Origin of the sequence: Bacillus sp. 7884-1, assembly GCF_002272245.1 — a bacterium.
GTDB lineage: Bacteria > Bacillota > Bacilli > Bacillales > Cytobacillaceae > Neobacillus.
In genome coordinates this window covers 1-15,817 of sequence record NZ_NPDD01000137.1, presented here as the reverse complement: position 1 = coordinate 15,817, position 15,817 = coordinate 1, and the positions used below count along the sequence as shown (strand labels likewise).

The window sequence follows — 15,817 nt, the reverse complement described above, 5'->3', positions numbered from 1 at the left end:
CCCTGCGGTGATTATTCGAAGAAGCATTCCTTAGTGGAGCACAAATCCACAGTCTAATTTAACACAGCCAATTAATTAAGTAAGGAGGGCTAAAGAAGTGGCAGTAGAATCACCTTTTACGGATTTATTTCCACCGTTGGATTATGAGAAAGAAATGAAACGCTGGAAGCATGTTTATCAAGTATTAAATGAGCCGGAGCCGAAGATTGGTCATACACCTAGGACAGAAGTTTGGAGAAAAAATAAATCAGTCTTATGGCATTACCCAGCAAAACAAAAAAAGTATGGAATCCCTTTATTTTTCGTTTATTCTTTGTTTAACAAACCCTATATACTTGATATCGCCCCAAAGGCAAGTGTAATTGAGGGACTTACAGACCGTGGATATGATGTGTATTTGCTCGACTGGGGTACACCAGGTTATGAAGATAAGAATATTGGTCTTGATACATACATTCAAAAGTATTTAAGAACAGCAGTTAAGCGTGCTATTCGCCATTCTGGCGCGGAAGAATTAACACTCGTCGGTTATTGCCTAGGTGGGACAATCGCTTCTATATACGCTTCGATTGCTGAAGAGAACATTAAAAACTTGATTGTTGCAACAGTACCAATAGACTTTTCTACACTTGTTGGTCCAGATAAATGGGCGGAAGGTCTTAAGGATGGAGATTTTAATGTTGATCGCTTTATAGATGTTTATGGGGTTATCCCGGCATCCTATGTGGAAGCAATGTTTCGTGCAGTATCTGCTCCTGTTTATTTTAGTCACTATACAATGCTTTTAAATCGGGCTCATGATCCAAAATATGTGGATAAATGGCGTAGGATGAACAAATGGACTACTGATCAGGTCCCATTTGCAGGGGAGGCTTTTAGACAATTAGCGAATGATCTTTTTAAGGGGAACAAGCTTGTTAAAGGCGAATTAATGATTGGAAATAAAAATGTAGATTTGAAAAATATTAAATCAAATTTATTTGTTATTTCCTCAACGAATGATAATTTAGTTTTAGAAACGCAAAGTTTGCCGATTATGGATTTAGTTTCGAGCGAGGATAAAACGTATAAACTGGTTGAGGCAGGCCATGTTTCCTTAGCTTTAACAGGATTGTTTGCAGTAGTTGTCGATGAGTGGGCTTCAGCTCGTTCGAATCCACTTTAAATTTTTGTACTATAGGTGAGTACAAGATTATATAATATAAAGAAAGAAAGGGAAGGGAGGTGCCTTCCCTTAACTTGCTTTTTTATGTTTGTGTAAAAAGTTCCATAGAACCTCATTAAAAGCTTCTTTAGCCTCAAGCTTGGCAATATGTCCTGTATTTCTGAAAATAACAAATTCAGAATGTCTAATTTGTTTATGCATAAATAATTGTATCCAAACGGGTGTGATTGTGTCATATTGGCCGCCAATAATTAACGTTGGAACGTTTATTCTTGAAAGCAAGCATAGATTATTAACTTCCAAACATGCTTTCGCTGAGGGTAGATAAAATTCTTGATTAGGCTGATAAAATTTATGAAAATTCTCGAAGTTTTTCTCAGTCCATGAGTATAGGCAAACACGAGCTGCAATATTTTTTTGCTCCTCGATGGTACGGCATTTTACCTGCAACTTTCTAATTTTTAGAAATAAACCTCCAAGATGTTTGGGTGCAACATGAAATGTACTTACGAGCATGATGGACCGGCACATTTTCGGTGCCTGACGATAGATTTCTTGTGCTACCATTCCTCCCATGGATAACCCGCAAATATGAGCGCTTTCAATCCCTAGCCCCCTTAACAAGGAAATAACATCACGTGCAAAGTTTGATATGGAAATTTCCTCATTTGTAATATACTCTCCATGTCCCCGTAAATCTGGGATAATCAGGTCAAACTCCTCTGCAAACTCAAACTGGTTGGACCAGCCTTCCTTAATTTCGCCAAGACCATGAATAAAAACCAAAGGTTCACCAGCACCCAAGCGTAAATACGGTATTCCAGAGAACAACTTACCCAAATAAACTACCTCCTATGGTTTAACATAATAATCTTTTGGCCATATTTCGGATAGTGTAAACAGGGATAATGTAGTAATTAACATATTATATATAATTTATTTTCTGATTATTACCAATAGGTGTAAATTACATATATATAGACAAAAAAAGGACAATCGACTTGACGATTGTCCTTTTAAAAATTATCCATCTATCCCGCTATCATCGCTTCCTCTGCCCTTGTCATCATCGTCATCGTATCGATCATCTCCGCTGTCATCATCAAACTTTACTCTTGTGATTTTCCCGGTTTCAGCATCGACTCGAACGTCAACTTCTCCTCTATCAGACTGAATCTCAAATTTATATTCAAGTCTGCCATGTTCCATTTCATTTTCAACCTCTGTAATTTTGCCGTTAACTTCATTGGTTGCGATTTTTGCTGCTTCTTCAATGGACACAGCGGAAGTGTTTGTTGATTGGGTAGATGAAGAATTAGAGTCGTCGTCATCATCTGATTCTACTTTGTAAAATGTTTGCCCATGCTCTGTTTCTAACTCAATTTCCTGGCCTGGTTTAATTTCAGGCAGGTTTTGTGTACCGAGATTAATGACTGAATTTTTATCATCTACTTGAACGGAGTTATCTTGAGGAGTATCATTTTTAGATGCACCTACCGCAATTGCTCCTCCTAAAACTAATAAAGATGATACGAGGCCTATTAATACTTTATTTCTCATTTGTTTTCCTCCTTTTTGTTATTACCTTTCTACACCTTCAGTATATCCAGTAAAAATGAGAGCAAAAGGATAGAAACATTAGAAATTAATGAGAAAAATAATAGTTTCCTGCGACGTGTCAATCATCGTCATCCTCGTTTTCCTTCTGTTTACTTTCATGGTCATCCCATGCTACTGACATTACATCTCCTGTAATAGCATGTATTTGAACAGTTGCTTCACGATCATCATTTGTTTCTATCTTTATAAGGTAATAGGTTTGGTTATTTTCAGTTTCTAGCCAAATATCATCAACCTTTCCCTGAACCTGTGTCACTGCAATTTCAACAGCCTCTTTATCGGTCAATCTCTTCGGAGTCTCTTCTTTGACTTCCTCTTGTAGAGGAGGTGTTTGGGCAGGTGTTGGTTTAGTAGTTGTAGTACCAGTAGCAGTACCAGTACCAGTTTGTGTGAAAGATAAGACTTTTCCACTAGAGGAATCTAGCTTAACGCTGTAAAGATGATTTTGTTTTTCTAGTTCTATATGATACTGTTGATTGGCTAATTTTATTGATGAGATATTTCCTTGATAGCGCTCTTTAACAAGCTTCTCGGCTTCCTTTTCTGTTAACATGTCAGCAGAGGGGGTAAGTTTTCCAAATTGCTGAAAGCTGACAAAAACAATAACAAGGATTATTGAGCAAATCGCCACCCAAAACCAAGATATCTTTTTCATTTATATTCACCACCTTATATACATACAATTATTTTCTTATATAAAAATGAGAAAGTGATGAGAATTTCTATAATTTTTCAAATTTTTTTATTAGAAGGATAGCGGTAGTACCAATTCCAGTTGCACTGTTCAGTTGTATACCTATTCCTATAGCATCGGCAATTTCCTTGGCAATCGATAACCCAAGACCAGAACCTCCTTGTTTCCTGCTTCTTGCTTTATCCACACGATAAAACCTGTCAAACACCTTTGGAAGTTCGTTTTCTTGGATGCCTATTCCACGATCGACAATCCTGATATAAATTTCATCGGCCTCTTTCCTTAGTTCGACTGAAATGATGTCATCACTATATTTCCTTGCATTGTCTAAAAAAATAAACAAAAGCTGCTTAAGCTTTTTATCATCACTTTCTATGAATATGGGAGCTTCATTCACCGCTTCAAATGTTATTTCGCGTTTATAGGCATTCTTAAATGCATTTACAGTTTGGTCTATTAATTGATTGAGATTCACCGGGTCAAGCTCGATATTCCACTGTTCATGGTGTCTTGCTAACATTAACAGCTGCTCGGTCATTTCCTTCATACGGAGTGCTTCAGAGTGGATGGCTTCAATCGATTCTGTGAATAGCTTTGGCTCCGTTAAGCCCCTTCTTTTTAATAGACTAGCGTAACTCTCTATTATGGTTAAAGGGGTCTTAAGTTCATGTGAAGCATTTGAAACAAATTGTTCCTGCTTTTCAAAGTTCATTTCTAAAAGATCAATCATATGGTTAAAGGTTTGACCCATTTGAAAGAGCTCATCTTTTGATTTACCCTCTACCTTGAGTCTCTTAAAGGTTCCACTTTTCCTTATTTCTGTCATTGTCTTTATCATAGAAGTGACAGGTTTTGTTATAAAGTTACTAAGTAACCGGCTGGAAATTATAACAGGTATCAGCGCAAGCAGTGTAACTAGGATTAAGACTAGACGAAGGATAGATAAAATCTTAGTTGCTGTCTCCATACTTTTGGTTATTTGAAGATTGGCAATACTGCCGTCTTGCATGATGATGGGCATTGATTCAAAGCTATAGGGACGTTCCTCATATTCAATCGTTTTACTGACTTCACTCCTATAAAATACTGATTTCCTTTTACTTAGGTTTTGTTCGTCAGCGCTAGTAAACGCAGGGAGTTGGCTATTGTTATCCTCAGTCACAATTTCAATCATGCCGTTTACAGGAACATAAGACCTAAGTAAGGAATCATTGGGTATTTTTCCAAGAGATTCTCCAAAATTATCGGATATATTCTTCATCTCCTTATGCGCAGTAGTAAGCTCGCTGTCAAGAAGTAACTTGCTGAATGTATAATACACAGTAATATTTAAGATCAGCAGCAGCAGGGCAAATAAAAACGCTGTATACAGGTTAATTTTATTTCTCAGCTTCATTTGGCATCCTTCATGACATACCCAATGCCGCGAACAGTATGAATTAATGAGGGTAAATGCGGAAGGTCAATTTTTTTTCTCACATATCGGATATAAACATCCACTACATTTGTATCGCCAAAAAAGTCATAACCCCACACTGCCTCTAAAATTTGGTCCCTGCTCAAAACCTGACGTTTATGAACCATAAGATAGACTAGTAAATCAAATTCTCTTGGAGTCAATTCGATAGGTTCTCCAGCCCTTAACACCTCTCTAGATTTTTGATCAATACTAAGATCGGCAAAACGCAGTAGGGTACTGTCCTTATCCTGGGGTTGTTCCACTTGCTTAATTCTTAATGCAGCACGAATTCTTGCTAACAGTTCTTCTATTTGAAAGGGCTTCGTAATATAATCATTCGCCCCTAGGTCTAGACCTGACACTTTGTCTTCGACAGAGCTTTTTGCTGTTAAAAGAATGACAGGTGTAAGAAGGTCATTTTTACGAATCCTTCGAAGTAGTTCAATCCCGCTTAAGCCTGGCAGCATGACATCCAATAAGATTAAATCCCAGCTCCCAGTACGATAGGCCTCTAATGCCATGAGACCGTCCATTACTTTTGTTACTGAATAGCCTTCATATTCAAGTTCAAGCTCCAAAACTCTAGCTATTTTTTCTTCGTCTTCAACCACCAAAATACTCCCTTTTAAAGTTGACATTTGGATTCTCCTCTTTTTTACTATTACATTCTATTCGGCATTTTAAAGATAAAAACCTTTCGAACATATGGTTACTCCATTATTACAAGTCTATCAAAAAAATATTAATTTATTGTGAACGAATCACCTTCCTCAATCGTTATAAAGAAGGAAAAAGGTTTATGGGGGGAGAAACTTTGGCAAATTTCATTGAGGTTGATAATGTAAGCAAGCGATTTAATCATCGTGAAATATTAAAGGATGTCACTTTTTCAATTAAAGAAGGTAGTATTAATGGGCTGCTTGGTCCAAACGGGGCAGGGAAAACAACAATTATCCGTTTATTAAATGGGGTAATTGATGCAACCAGTGGAACGATGAAGGTGATGAGTTTTGACCCCAAAAAACAAGGCGATGAGATTAGAAAAAGAGTGGGAATTGTTACAGAAAGTGCAAGTCTTTATCATGATATGTCGGCATGGGACAATCTTGTCTTCTTTTCAAAAATATATGGGGGACAAGATACGAAGCGAATCACATATTTACTTGAACAGTTCGATATGCTGGGCTTTAAGGATCAATTAGTGAGTAGCTTTTCTACAGGAATGAAGAAGAGAATCTCACTAGCCAAAGCTTTATTGCATAATCCAAAACTTCTTTTTCTCGATGAGCCGACCAACGGGTTAGATCCTGAAGGGATTAATGAAGTGATCCATTATTTACGCAAAGTGAATCAAGAGGAAGGGGTTACCATCTTAATCTGCTCACATGTTCTGCACCAACTTGAAACAATCTGCGATTCCTATTTGTTTCTGAATAAGGGCAGGATAGTAGAAAAAGGAGCAATGAAGGAATTAGAGGATAAATATTTAAAGGAAATTAAGTTATTAGTAGAAACGGGTCTTAAGCCCATTAATAGCCAATCCTACAAGGGGTACACATTTAGTAGGATAGGGTCTAAACAATTGGAATTTATACTTCCATCTAAGGATGAGATTACTCCTTTATTAGCCAATATTCTAAGTGAAACATGGGTTCATAATTGTGAAATAACCAATAGAAGTCTTGAGGCGCTATATTTTAATATTAGGGGGGGAATAGAGGTTGAATAAAACTACAATCCTAACAATTGCCCGAAAAGATATGAAAGCAACGTTTTCATCCAAGAAAGTTTGGGTTCCGATGATAATTGTAGCAGTAATGCTATGCATTATTGTTCCAGCTTTTATTGCCTATTTTGGAATTCACTTTGATTTGCTTGGTACCTCTACAAAAGATATCGAAAAACCGATAAATGCATTTATTAAAGACTTTCCAAATGAAGAGATGAGGAATACTTTAATCGCTTTGCCGACAATTGACTTTAAATTTGTTTATTTTTTCTTAACGTTTATGATGATACCTTTTTTCTTAATGGTAGCTATTATTAATTCAATGGTTACTTCATCAAATAGTTTTGTAGGGGAGAAGGAAAGAAATACGTTAGAGACATTGTTATTTGCACCTATTTCAATTAAAGACTTGTTTCTAGGTAAAGTAGTAGCATCCCTAATTCCAACCTTAGGTATTTCCTTTGCTGCCTTTATCATTAGTTTTATTGTTGTTAATGTCATTACGTATCCGTATTTTAAAGTAATCTTATATTTTAACTCTACTTGGATGATATTAATGTTTTGGGTTATTCCAATATTAGTACTGTTTAATATTATCTTGAATGTCTTGATCTCGGCCAAAGTTAAAACGTTTCAGGAAGCCCAGCAATTCGGCGGGCTGCTTGTGTTACCAATCGTTGGAATCATCATAAGCCAAGCAAGTGGAATGTTCTTCTTAAGCCCATTCACACTATTCCTAATAGGCGCTGCTTTACTAATATGCAATCTATTCCTAATAAAACTGGTCACTAAATTTAGTAACCGAAATACATTATTTCAAAGTCAAATCCACTAACACAAAAAGACAATGTCCACCTGAGGTGGACACTGTCTTTTTGTGGTGCCTGTCACTAAGGTGAAACCTAAAAGGTTTTCACTAAGGTGAAACCTAAAAGGTTTTCACTAAGGTGAAACCTAAAAGGTCTTCACTAAATTAATGAAAACGATAGCCAGATCCCCAAACGGTTTCTATGTATTCAGGGTTGGAGGGGTCGTGTTCAATTTTTTCTCTTATTTTGCGGATGTGGACGGTGACGGTCGAGACGTCTCCATTGCTATCGTAACCCCATATTCTTTCAAAGAGATGGTCTTTGCTGAAGACCTGGTCTGGGTTTAGTGCTAAAAAAGTGAGAACATCAAATTCTTTTGTTGTTAAGGTAATTTCTTTGTTATTAACAAAGACACGCCTCGAGGATCGATCAATGAATAAACCACGGATGTATATTCCTTGCGATTCAGTAGTTTGTTTCATTGATAATCTCTCAAATCGGGATAGATGTGCTTTCACTCTCGCAACCATTTCATTCGGACTGAAGGGCTTGACTAAATAATCATCTGCACCCAGCCCCAGACCTCTAATCTTATCAATTTCTTCTTTTTTTGCTGTCACCATAATGATAGGGATATCTTTTATACTTCTTATTTTCTTGCAAATTTCAAAACCGTCGATGTTTGGCAGCATAACGTCTAGCAGAATTAAATCGTAATCTTGTGTTAATGCTTTTTGGAGACCAATATCTCCTGTATGGGCCATTTCTGTTTGGAAGCCGTTGATTTCTAAATAATCCTGTTCTAATTCGGCAATACTTTTTTCATCTTCAATAATCAGAATCTTTTTCATGATGTGGGCTCCTCGGAACAGGTTTGATGCGGCAAAATAATGGTAATTTTTGTCCCTACTGTTAAAGTACTATCTAATTTTATCATACCGTTATGTTCTTCGATAATCATTTTTGAGATGGAAAGTCCTAAACCGCTGCCCCCGGTTAATTTATTTCTCGATTGTTCAGCTCGGTAAAACTGATTAAAGATGAAGGGAATCGACTCTTCTGGTATACCTGGTCCATTATCAGCAATGGAAACCTCTACAGTTTCGTCGGTAGAATGCATAGATATTATTAATTCCTTTTTATCCTTATCCATGTACTTTAAGCTATTGTTAATAATATTTGCCAGAACTCGTTTAAACTTTTCACGATCAGCAAAAACATGATAATGACCCTGAGGGGCAAATTGGAAATTTAAATCTACATTCTGCTTTCTAAGGTCAAAGCTTAACTCCTCGAAATAATCACTTAGATAATCTTTTATATCAATTCTTTCAAATTCAAAGGGAACCTTGCCTAAATCAAGCTTTGAGAATAAGAATAATTCATCAATTAAATGGTCCATGTCCACTGCTTTTGTATAGATGGTTTGAATATAGTGTGTTCTCTTTTCAGGTGTATCTGCCACTCCATCACGGATTCCTTCAATATACCCTTTAATGGAGGTAATCGGCGTTTTTAAATCATGAGAAATATGTGCAATTAATTCCTTCCGGTTATCCTCATATTGTTTTTGGATTTCGTGTGACTCCTTTAATTGAATCCGCATTTCTTCAAATGCTTGTGTTAACTGACCAATCTCATCATTCCTAGCCGCTGTAATGGAATGCTGGAGGTTGCCGCTTTTTATAAAATGAGCTGCTTTCTTTAATTGATTGATTGGGTTGATAATACTTTTAGACACAAAGTAGGTTAAAAATCCATTAGTCGCAATTAATATCAATAAACATAAACCGAATAGGATTGGGAAAAAGGTTCTTACAAACTGATTCCAGGGGCTTGCGTCTCTCATTAAGAAGAGTGAGACTTCGCTGCCATCCTGCAGATAGAAATCATGCTGCTTCACGGCAAACGTCTGCTCACCTATTTCTTCTAAGCTGCGGAAGCTTCTTTCTGTACCAAACTCCGGCAGCTTCTCTGTATAGACTTTTTCTAGCTCATCTGTAAGATAGAATATCTCATCGTTTTTACGGACAATTAAACCAGAATCGATTTCACTAAGTTCAGTGTTTAGGGATTCCAAATACTCCTTACTCATCAATTCCAGTGGGTTGACGGCAGACTTTTCTTTTAAGTCTAGAAACAGCAATGTATCCTCTTGTTTTGTTTTGTGGTAATTGTGGCTTTCTGGTAAGAAATTAGCCATTTCACGGATATCACCGAGAAACACCATCATTAACAGAAAAGAGGTAATTATAAACATAATGATTGGTACCGTGATCATCGCAATATTTGATAATATCAGGCGAAGTTTGATAGACATAGGTAGCACCCTTCGGTTAGGCTTCTTTTCTATTAAACATATAATAGCCTACTGAAAAAAACAATGCGAAAGATGAGCACAAATACGTGACAGTTTGCAAAATCCATCGAACTGAAACATCGCTAAGCCACTGCATATACCAATCTAAATAGGCAGATGGCAGTAAGTATAGGGAAGAAGGGAGAACATAAGGAATAAACAGCATGATTAGATAAAGACCAATCATGCTAGATATAGCAAGTACACTAGATTGGACCAAAAGTGCCAACATAACAGCAAATGCCGTCAGAACGATAAGGGGGAGCCAGGATACAATAAAAGTTCCAAGACTAGAAAGAATATGGGTTAAGCTGAAGGCTTTATCAAAAACTGCGCTGCTAATCATCACGGCCAGCCATTCTAATAAAAGAACAATGAAGCTAAAAATACTAATAGCGATAACTTTGGAAAGGAAAAGCTCCATCCGACTAATAGGTCTAACCTGAAATAAAGTTCCGCGTTCTCTTTCTCCCGTAAATAAATCTGTTGCGGAGATAAAAATAAATAAAGGAATAAAAATGGTGACAAATAAATCTAGTAATGTAAAATTGATATTTTCATCTGGTAAAGCCATCCAATCGGTTAAAAAAAGATTATTAACAAGAAGCTTAGTCAGGACAGGAATAAGCACAGAAGCAAGTAGGAACAGTTTGGTGCTTTTTTTTGTCAGTAGCTTTTGCATTTCATTTAAACTATTTGCTCGGATTGTGTTCATCTCCCTGCCACCCCAATCTTTTTGACATAGACATCCTCTAATGGCTCGCTGCCTGCTTCATAAAATGAGGCAGCGCCCTGGATAAGAAAACAAAAACGATTACATAATTTTTCTAATTCTGAAATGTGGTGACTGGAAATCACAAAGGTTACACCGGAATGGCTTGATATCTCCTGGATTGTCTTCCTTAACAAAAGTAAACCATCAATATCTAAGCCGTTCGTCGGTTCATCTAAAATGATCAATCGCGGCTTAGAGATTAGTGCTGAGGCAATCCCAAAACGCTGCTTCATACCCATAGAAAAGGAGGATATTTTCTCGTTTTTATAGGGAGTTAAACCTGTCTGTTGCAATACCAATTCAATATCTGTATCAGTAATACCAGAATACAAGCGAGAAAACATTTTTAGATTTTTATAGGGTGACATGTTTTCATAAGCAACAGCTGGCCCTATTAACGCACCCACAGGTCGTATCGCTTCTTTGTAATCACTTTGAAGTTCTACACCAAATAATTCAACTTTTCCACTATCTGGTGAAGTTAGACCGGTCAAGCATTTTAATAAGGTTGTTTTACCGGCCCCATTTGGACCAAGGATCCCTACTATTTCCCCTTGGTCAATGGTTAGATCGATATTCTGTATTCCTCTGCCGTTTGAGTATTGCTTCGTCATTCCAGTAATAACCACTGCTTTTTCCAATATTGTCACCTCTATCAATTACTTATTTCAATTTACTTTTTACCATGATTAAATTCGATTACCTTGTCGGCAGGAATTTCAACAGGAGTCACTGTAGTTTGGTTGTAGTCGGAAGCATTTAAATTAATATCTAGAACTAATTCATGGCTGGCACCCTGTTTATCTTTGCCTGTTACGACTACTTTGACTGTCTGTTGTTCAATATAATTTTCCTCATTCACTTGTGCAGTAAGTTTGACTTGCTTGACCGTAATATCATGATTTAATTCAGGAACCTTTGCCTTAATGTGAAAGTCTGAGCTTTCAGTTTCATTATTGTCTTGAATCATAACAGCATGTTTAATCATTAAGGTACTTAAAGCATTAGCGGTTAGAGGAATTTCTTTTCCTGTTAAATCTAGCTTAATAACATGATTACCATTTTGTTTATCAGCGACTGTAATTTGTTGTTGAAGATTTTTAGTCATAACATCAATTAGATTTTCTACATCATCTTTTAATTCAGCACTATTACTGTGATGGGGATTATTAGAGGTATCTATTTTGTAAATTGTATCCAGTCCATCCTTCATTAAAAACCAATTTCCATCCTGCTTATACATGTTCATATTACTAACTTCCGTTTCATTAGCTAAACGAGTAGAGATGGAGTTTACTTGATTTACAGAATCTGACTTGAATATGGACTCAGATGATAATATAGCCTTTTGGTTGTCCTCGATTTTAAGATTAAAATTTAATGTTGCACTCTCAGCCGTATGAGTTTTCTTTAAGGCTTCCTTGTAAAGGTCATAACCAGATGTATTTGCTGAAATCGAATAAACACTGCCTAACATAAGCGTTCCACTTATCCCGATAACCGCTAAAAGCTTCTTATTCATATACTTTTCCTCCAATCATTATTTTGTTACATGCTTAGTGTAATCGGGAGTTATAAAAGCAATCTAAACAAACTATTAAATTTTTCTTAAATAAAAGCAATTTATTGATTATGGCACTCTGTTGATTGGATCGGAAGGCACGAGGCTCCCCGGACCGCCCGCGGAAAGCGAAGTGCCTGGAGAGGAAATCAACAGACAATGTTAAAACAGTAAAAAAGAGGAGGAAAAAATTTCTTTTAATAATAATAAATAAAATGTTTGAATTTTTAGATAATTAACAGTATAATAAGAAAAAGCTCAAGGAGTTGATTCCCATGGAAAAGAGATTATTAAATTCACCACAACAAACAGATGAAAACAACGATTCTGCAATTGCTGAAATGTTTTTAAACCATGCCTTGATTGAATTTAGAAGAGATGTGCTCCGTAAGGAAATCGACTTCTCCTTACAAGAAAGAAATAAGGAAGCTTTCCTCAAGTTATCTGAGGAACTTAAGAAAATTTCATAGCAAAAGTTATTTAACAGACTTTATTGATATTGGAAGCCCTTTTCTCAACCGAAAGGGCTTCTTTTGTTTTTAAAATTCATGTATGATGGATAAAAAGCAGAAACTATTAAAGAAATGAATTGTCTGAAGGGAAATGGGTGAACTTTAGTGATTTTCATGGTGGATAATTATGATTCTTTTACCTTTAACTTAGTTCAATACCTAGGTGAATTAGGAGAAGAATTAGTCGTAAAGCGGAACGACCTAACAACCTTAGATGAAATTAGAACGTTCGATCCTGAGTTTTTAATGATATCTCCAGGTCCAGGTAATCCTAATGAAGCAGGAATTAGTCTAGAGGCTATTAAAGCATTCTCAGGGGTTATTCCAATCTTGGGGGTCTGCCTAGGGCACCAAGCTATTGCTCAGGCCTACATGGGTGATGTTGTTTCTGCTGAGCAATTAATGCATGGAAAAACCTCTGATATTTACCATGATGAAAAAACACTATTTAGAGGTTTGCCGAATCCATTTCCGGCAACGAGGTATCACTCCTTGATAGTGAAAAGGGAGACCCTGCCTAATTGTTTTGAGATATCTGCTTGGACGAAGAATGGGGAAATTATGGCGATACGTCATAAAATACTTCCAATAGAAGGAGTTCAGTTTCACCCTGAATCGATATTAACGACTGGGGGAAAAGAGATTCTAAAAAACTTTGTCCAATACTATGGAAAATTAAAAGCCATTCAGGTTTAGAAGCTTAATATAGTGAAAAAAACGGCGCCATGGTTTATGGCACCGGAATCTACTTTTGTTTTTCTCCTTTTTTATTGTTCATTAAATAAAAGGTAATGGGCTGGTCTGAACCAGTCATTAAATTATAGACATAAGAAGAGGTAATTTTATATCCTTCATCAATTTTTTCTGCAAGGTAGTTGGTTCGTTCAAAAAGGATTGAGCGAATATGATTTATTTGACGAAATATTTTCTCAGTCAATGCTTCCTGCTGGTCCAGCCGATTTAATACCCCCGTTTGAAACTCTTCTTGCTTACTAATTTTTTCGGATAATTGTTTTTGCAGTTCTTCTTGTGTTTTCAATAAATTGATAATTAATTCTTCATATTCTGTGTGTTTTTGATTACTAGATCTAAGTTCATTTAATTGATTAGCTACTTTATCCCAATTATTTGCTTGTACAACCTCTTGATTGAGAAACTGCTGTTTCATTTCATGTAATTCACGAAGTAATGAAACATTCGCGTTGGACTGTTCGTCTATTACTTCTGAAAGATAGTCCCTCCTCATCATCTTTTGGTTTGGTTCAGGTATTTTCTTTTTATTCTTAAAGACTCTCGGATGTTTGCGATTGTTAATATATAATCCCATTTATTGCACCCCTAATCATCAATGAATATATTATTTTATGCATGAAATGTTAAATATGGGAAATTTTTATAATAAAAACAGGAAAAATGTGTTTCTATGAGGAATTAAATTTAGTAAATTATAATATAAGAGCATAAAGGGAAGTCCTGTTTATTGGATAAGACTATAGTCTTAGATAAAAATAATTCTCGGGATTGTGTAAGTCTGTAGACATACACGGTAAAATAAAATAAATGATATTCATAAAGGGATAAAATGAGAGAAATCCCTTCCTATAGAAGCATAAAGGGGGAATATAGGTTGAGGAAGGTTTACGTACTTCTTACTGATACTGGGACGGTTTTAACAAAAATGATTAAACTATATACGAAGAAGCCGCATAATCATGCCTCCATCGCTTTAGATGACCAATTTTGGGATGTCTATAGTTTTGGAAGAAAAAGACCTCGCAATCCTTTCCTAGCTGGTTTTGTCAGAGAAAACATCCGTGGTGGAATATTTCGCAATGCTGATTGTGCCATCTATTGTTGTACAATATCAGAAAAACAGTATGATGCGATTTGTCGTAAAATTAAGGAAATTGAGAAAAATAAGGGTGAATATCGCTATAATCTTTTAGGTCTATTCGCTGTTATGTTCAATTGGGAATTAGATCGGAAAAATGCTTTCTTTTGTTCCCATTTTGTCGCAGCTTTACTTGAGGAATCAGGAGTGAAAATCAATAAACAAAAGCCGCTTTCACTTGTTACTCCTGATGACATAAAAGAATCTGCCTCATTAGAATTAGTCTTTGAAGGAAAATTGTCAGCCTATTTTGAAGAGGCAGATGAACATGATATTAACAAGTTATCCCATCAACAATATTATCCCGATTTCAGTACTGATAGAATAGAAGTTATCTAGGTAAAATAAGAGAAGACGTGTCTTTATAAATACACGTCTTCTCTTATTTGTTTATTCTTATTTTTAAACACTTCAATTAAGCTATTAAAAATGCTCAAAGACCGTTGGAATACTGGACTTTGGATAAATGTATAGAGGAAAGTCGCAATAAATACAGGTCCTCCTAATATAAAACCAATAAGCAAGACAAAACTCTCAACCAGGATACGTGCTTGACTGACGGATAATTTAGTTTTATTTGAGATTGAAAGCATAAAACCATCTCGTGGTCCGGCACCAAGCCCTGCTGCAACATACATTCCCCCACCAATACCAGCAATGACTATGGCACAGAATATTATAAGATAATCGACCCAAGAATTAGTTGGCTCAGGTAAAATATCTAACCATAGAAAAAAGTCCATAATAGGCCCAATTAAAAGGGCATTTAAGAAAGTCCCGATTCTAATATAATTTCTTGCTGTAAAAAAAGAGATGATAACCAGTAATAGCCCGCAGACTACTCCCCAAGTCCCTATAGTAAGTCCGAAATGTTGATATAATGCGACATTTAAGACCTCCCAGGGATGTAAACCAACATGTTGAACCTTAACGGCAATCGCGTTACCCAAGCCAAAAAAGGTCAATCCCAATATAAATATTACATACTGAATCGCTTTCACCTGCACGTTACCTCCAAATAATAAACTGTCAATATTCTAAATCTTAAAAGATGTTGATTTGATAATCAATCATTTTCAGAATTTTGGAGTTAAAAGAATTTTACATCATCAATTTCATTCTTCTATAAAGCCACTATTAATCATATATATAAATTAATAAAAAGACCTTCAGCATTGGAGGTCTTTTACCTTTGGCTGTGTTAAAGGAAACTGTTGATTTTGAACCCTGTGTTGATTTGTGC

The 15,817-nt window shown here is 36.0% G+C and carries 18 protein-coding genes; 6 read left to right on the top strand and 12 right to left on the bottom strand.

What is annotated here, in order from left to right; all coding sequences use genetic code 11:
• Positions 1 to 97: 97 nt before the first annotated feature.
• On the top strand, positions 98 to 1,165 hold the full coding sequence (locus CHI06_RS16550) for an alpha/beta fold hydrolase (RefSeq protein ID WP_095249733.1): 1,068 nt from the start codon (positions 98 to 100) through the stop codon (positions 1,163 to 1,165).
• Positions 1,166 to 1,234: 69 nt separating this feature from the next.
• Here CHI06_RS16550 and CHI06_RS16545 read toward each other — a convergent pair whose 3' ends face one another.
• From CHI06_RS16545 to CHI06_RS16525, 5 genes are all read right to left on the bottom strand, one after another.
• Entirely contained in the window at positions 1,235 to 2,005 is a 771-nt protein-coding gene (locus CHI06_RS16545) for an alpha/beta fold hydrolase (RefSeq protein ID WP_095249732.1), read from the bottom strand.
• 183 nt (positions 2,006 to 2,188) lie between these two features.
• Positions 2,189 to 2,725, bottom strand: a complete 537-nt coding sequence (locus CHI06_RS16540; RefSeq protein WP_095249731.1) for a PepSY domain-containing protein — start codon at positions 2,723 to 2,725, stop codon at positions 2,189 to 2,191.
• A gap of 118 nt (positions 2,726 to 2,843) precedes the next feature.
• A complete protein-coding gene (locus tag CHI06_RS16535; protein ID WP_095249730.1) occupies positions 2,844 to 3,440 on the bottom strand; it encodes a PepSY domain-containing protein in 597 nt (198 codons plus the stop codon).
• Between the two features lie 67 nt (positions 3,441 to 3,507).
• Positions 3,508 to 4,875: a sensor histidine kinase gene (locus CHI06_RS16530; RefSeq protein WP_095249729.1), complete on the bottom strand. Its 1,368-nt coding sequence runs from the start codon at positions 4,873 to 4,875 to the stop codon at positions 3,508 to 3,510.
• Positions 4,872 to 5,576: a response regulator transcription factor gene (locus CHI06_RS16525; RefSeq protein WP_095249728.1), complete on the bottom strand. Its 705-nt coding sequence runs from the start codon at positions 5,574 to 5,576 to the stop codon at positions 4,872 to 4,874. Before CHI06_RS16525 ends, CHI06_RS16530 begins: the two co-directional genes overlap by 4 nt.
• 176 nt (positions 5,577 to 5,752) lie before the next feature.
• On the opposite strand from CHI06_RS16525, the gene CHI06_RS16520 reads away from it, so the two are divergent.
• Positions 5,753 to 6,667: an ABC transporter ATP-binding protein gene (locus tag CHI06_RS16520; protein WP_179292652.1), complete on the top strand. Its 915-nt coding sequence runs from the start codon at positions 5,753 to 5,755 to the stop codon at positions 6,665 to 6,667.
• Entirely contained in the window at positions 6,660 to 7,502 is an 843-nt protein-coding gene (locus tag CHI06_RS16515; protein WP_095249726.1) for an ABC transporter permease subunit, read from the top strand. The genes CHI06_RS16520 and CHI06_RS16515 overlap by 8 nt, the downstream gene beginning before the upstream one ends.
• 138 nt (positions 7,503 to 7,640) lie before the next feature.
• Here the strand turns inward: CHI06_RS16515 and CHI06_RS16510 are convergent, their stop codons facing one another.
• Genes CHI06_RS16510 through CHI06_RS16490 form a run of 5 tightly spaced genes read right to left on the bottom strand, consistent with a single transcriptional unit; the run spans position 7,641 to position 12,132 of the window.
• Positions 7,641 to 8,327 carry a response regulator transcription factor gene (locus tag CHI06_RS16510; RefSeq protein WP_095249725.1) on the bottom strand — a complete coding sequence of 229 codons (687 nt, stop codon included), beginning with the start codon at positions 8,325 to 8,327 and terminating at the stop codon, positions 7,641 to 7,643.
• Complete coding sequence (locus CHI06_RS16505; protein WP_095249724.1) at positions 8,324 to 9,796, bottom strand: sensor histidine kinase; 1,473 nt, start codon at positions 9,794 to 9,796, stop codon at positions 8,324 to 8,326. The genes CHI06_RS16510 and CHI06_RS16505 overlap by 4 nt, the downstream gene beginning before the upstream one ends.
• Before the next feature lie 16 nt (positions 9,797 to 9,812).
• Positions 9,813 to 10,550 carry an ABC transporter permease gene (locus CHI06_RS16500; RefSeq protein WP_095249723.1) on the bottom strand — a complete coding sequence of 246 codons (738 nt, stop codon included), beginning with the start codon at positions 10,548 to 10,550 and terminating at the stop codon, positions 9,813 to 9,815.
• A complete protein-coding gene (locus CHI06_RS16495) occupies positions 10,547 to 11,251 on the bottom strand; it encodes an ABC transporter ATP-binding protein (protein WP_095249722.1) in 705 nt (234 codons plus the stop codon). The genes CHI06_RS16500 and CHI06_RS16495 overlap by 4 nt, the downstream gene beginning before the upstream one ends.
• Before the next feature lie 32 nt (positions 11,252 to 11,283).
• Positions 11,284 to 12,132, bottom strand: coding sequence for a hypothetical protein (locus tag CHI06_RS16490; RefSeq protein WP_095249721.1), 849 nt, complete (start codon positions 12,130 to 12,132; stop codon positions 11,284 to 11,286).
• Between the two features lie 314 nt (positions 12,133 to 12,446).
• Between CHI06_RS16490 and CHI06_RS16485 the strand changes: the two genes are divergently transcribed.
• Positions 12,447 to 12,641 carry an IDEAL domain-containing protein gene (locus CHI06_RS16485; protein ID WP_095249720.1) on the top strand — a complete coding sequence of 65 codons (195 nt, stop codon included), beginning with the start codon at positions 12,447 to 12,449 and terminating at the stop codon, positions 12,639 to 12,641.
• 147 nt (positions 12,642 to 12,788) lie between these two features.
• Positions 12,789 to 13,379, top strand: a complete 591-nt coding sequence (gene pabA, locus CHI06_RS16480) for an aminodeoxychorismate/anthranilate synthase component II (RefSeq protein WP_095249719.1) — start codon at positions 12,789 to 12,791, stop codon at positions 13,377 to 13,379.
• A gap of 49 nt (positions 13,380 to 13,428) precedes the next feature.
• Here pabA and CHI06_RS16475 read toward each other — a convergent pair whose 3' ends face one another.
• A complete protein-coding gene (locus CHI06_RS16475; RefSeq protein WP_095249718.1) occupies positions 13,429 to 14,010 on the bottom strand; it encodes a hypothetical protein in 582 nt (193 codons plus the stop codon).
• Positions 14,011 to 14,310: 300 nt separating this feature from the next.
• Between CHI06_RS16475 and CHI06_RS16470 the strand changes: the two genes are divergently transcribed.
• The gene (locus CHI06_RS16470) at positions 14,311 to 14,913 is read left to right on the top strand and encodes a hypothetical protein (protein WP_179292651.1); all 603 of its coding nucleotides are present in this window, start codon (positions 14,311 to 14,313) and stop codon (positions 14,911 to 14,913) included.
• 23 nt (positions 14,914 to 14,936) lie between these two features.
• Here the strand turns inward: CHI06_RS16470 and CHI06_RS16465 are convergent, their stop codons facing one another.
• Positions 14,937 to 15,581 (bottom strand): YczE/YyaS/YitT family protein, encoded by a 645-nt coding sequence (locus tag CHI06_RS16465; protein ID WP_095249717.1) that lies wholly within the window; start codon positions 15,579 to 15,581, stop codon positions 14,937 to 14,939.
• Between the last annotated feature and the right edge of the window lie 236 nt (positions 15,582 to 15,817).

Coding starts and splice junctions, on each gene's coding strand:
- CHI06_RS16540 (WP_095249731.1), bottom strand. CDS start 2,725: ATGAGAAATAAAGTATTAATAGGCCTCGTATCATCTTTATTAGTTTTA.
- CHI06_RS16535 (WP_095249730.1), bottom strand. CDS start 3,440: ATGAAAAAGATATCTTGGTTTTGGGTGGCGATTTGCTCAATAATCCTT.
- CHI06_RS16530 (WP_095249729.1), bottom strand. CDS start 4,875: ATGAAGCTGAGAAATAAAATTAACCTGTATACAGCGTTTTTATTTGCC.
- CHI06_RS16525 (WP_095249728.1), bottom strand. CDS start 5,576: ATGTCAACTTTAAAAGGGAGTATTTTGGTGGTTGAAGACGAAGAAAAA.
- CHI06_RS16510 (WP_095249725.1), bottom strand. CDS start 8,327: ATGAAAAAGATTCTGATTATTGAAGATGAAAAAAGTATTGCCGAATTA.
- CHI06_RS16505 (WP_095249724.1), bottom strand. CDS start 9,796: ATGTCTATCAAACTTCGCCTGATATTATCAAATATTGCGATGATCACG.
- CHI06_RS16500 (WP_095249723.1), bottom strand. CDS start 10,550: ATGAACACAATCCGAGCAAATAGTTTAAATGAAATGCAAAAGCTACTG.
- CHI06_RS16490 (WP_095249721.1), bottom strand. CDS start 12,132: ATGAATAAGAAGCTTTTAGCGGTTATCGGGATAAGTGGAACGCTTATG.
- CHI06_RS16485 (WP_095249720.1), top strand. CDS start 12,447: ATGGAAAAGAGATTATTAAATTCACCACAACAAACAGATGAAAACAAC.
- CHI06_RS16475 (WP_095249718.1), bottom strand. CDS start 14,010: ATGGGATTATATATTAACAATCGCAAACATCCGAGAGTCTTTAAGAAT.